The sequence below is a fragment of the Okeania sp. genome (assembly GCF_983059655.1).
The window spans coordinates 1-2078 of sequence record NZ_CEZPJD010001103.1 but is presented as its reverse complement, the minus strand read 5'-3'; the positions used below and the strand labels follow the sequence as shown (position 1 = coordinate 2078).

At 35.2% G+C, this 2078-nt stretch carries 1 protein-coding gene and 1 pseudogene; both read right to left on the bottom strand.

From position 1 onward, the window contains the following. Positions 1–227 precede the first annotated feature (227 nt). A pseudogene (locus AC3DU7_RS32220) lies at positions 228–1064 on the bottom strand (polyprenol monophosphomannose synthase); the annotation flags it as partial. A gap of 281 nt (positions 1065–1345) precedes the next feature. Continuing rightward, positions 1346–1558: a hypothetical protein gene (locus tag AC3DU7_RS32215; protein ID WP_488043297.1), complete on the bottom strand. Its 213-nt coding sequence runs from the start codon at positions 1556–1558 to the stop codon at positions 1346–1348. Positions 1559–2078 lie beyond the last annotated feature (520 nt).

Below are 2078 nucleotides of genomic sequence, written 5' to 3'. Positions count from 1 at the left end.
ATGTGACGCTTTGTATCAGTTTTATGAAGCAGTATGAACAATTTGTGAAGTACCTGACACCAAGGCTATTGCTTATGGTGCATGCTTCCTCCTTCATTGAAAATTGCCTCTACCAAGTCCATACATGAAGAGCGTGGATCTTCAACCAAAGTTGAGATAACAAATATCTGAACTTCCCCAGTACAAATGTACTTTACTATTCCCTACTCCCTAGCGCGTAGCGCTATAAAACCAACTGTACCGAAACAGATAAATCGACTAGGCCATCTGGCCAATCTTAAATTTAGTAGGTGGTGTAAATATTCTATATATTGTTTCCAGGTAACTTTACTTTCTCCTTCTAGACGTTCATTAAATATATAGCCCACCTCTCTCACCCAATGAATAGTGCCTCGGCCCAAAACTTCAATCAAAATTTTGTACCCTACTGGCCGAAGAATTTTTTCTGCGATCGCCTTTCGACGGACCATAAAATACCCACTCATGGGGTCTGAAACTCGCCCTACGACTCCGGGTAAAATAATCAACCCCAAAACTTGAGCGCCACGAGACAAGAATCTTCTCATAATATTCCACTCACTGACACCTCCATCCTCAAAGTGACGACTAGCTACTGCTAAGTCAGCACCTTGCTCCATTTTTGTCAATAGTTTTAAGAGGGTTTCTGGAGGATGTTGTAAGTCTGCATCTATTACTCCTAATATTTCTCCTTTTGCTACTTGCCAACCACGAATAACTGCAGTAGAAAGTCCTCTTTCTTTTTCTCTACGCATTACCTGGAGTTGAGGATATTCTGGTGTCATACTCTGAGCTGTCTCCCAAGTTAAGTCGGGACTATTGTCATCTACCACAATTAATTCATAAGCATTGGGAATTTGAGCATCTAGTAACTGAGTTAGTCTTTGGACAATCTTTGGGATATTTTTACTTTCTTTAAATGTGGGAATCACCAGAGAAAGTTTTATTTCTGGACTATCTGGTTTTATAGTATTTTTTACTACAGCAGGAACTTGTAATAAACCTGTTGGTACTGTTAGTAGTAAATTTGGTTTAGTTGCACTCATTATCAATTTTCTCTATCTGAGGTATTAGTTAATTTTGTATTTAACAGAAGTCAGAATATGGTCAGGTTTATGTTTATATCAAGTTGCCAATTATTACTTACTGTACTTTATTGATTTAATCTGTTAGTGTATCTCTTTACTTTAGTTATGAAGGAAATATTGAGACTATTTTTACTTTTTTTTTATGTATAAATTTTCTCTTCCATAGAATATGATATTTTTGAAAATAAATAAAAAATATTAAGTATTTACCAATATTTTTTGCTTTTGAATCTGTATTGTTAATTATCATCAATTAACTTGATTTTACCAATTTTAAGAAAGTCAAATATTTGATTGATTTGATGTTGTTCTTCGTCTGTTATATGTTTACCACATAATATTGCTGAAGTAAGTTGTAGGTGTTCCCGGCGACTAAGTTTACCTGATGTAATAACTCGGTTAACCATTTGATTAATTGTCACATTTGGTTGATTTTGCTCGCTCCATAACATAATCTTTTATCTCCTATATATACCTTGGTCTGTTTACCTAAATTTACCTCTTGTCGTTGTCCTTGGTTCCACCTAAAAACTATCGTACCAATTTGATGTTTAATACAGTGGTTAATAAGCAACCTTGCAGCTTTGTTAACTGGATATCTCATCTGACGGTTACGTTTTTCTGTAACTTGGGCTAATTGCTCATCCCAATAACCCTGGGGCTACCTTCTTTGAGGGTGGAAACCCGTTTGTTATACCACTGGTTAAGGCTTTTAACCCTGCACCCATAAATAATCAAGCTAGTACTAACGTTAGAAACACAACTTAACTAATTATTAATTCCGGGTTCTATAAAGACGTTTTTAGGGTTTAATTCTTCTTGAACTACAATTTTTTTCTTGTAGACAAATTCTACATAAAAACATCTATTACATGGTAGTATCCGCAATTCTTTGATATCTACTAACTGTAGATTAGATGGAATTTAAAAAGCTATCTAATTTCAACCATCGTTTTACGGTTGTTCCCAGAG

Coding starts and splice junctions, on each gene's coding strand:
- AC3DU7_RS32215 (WP_488043297.1), bottom strand. CDS start 1,558: ATGTTATGGAGCGAGCAAAATCAACCAAATGTGACAATTAATCAAATG.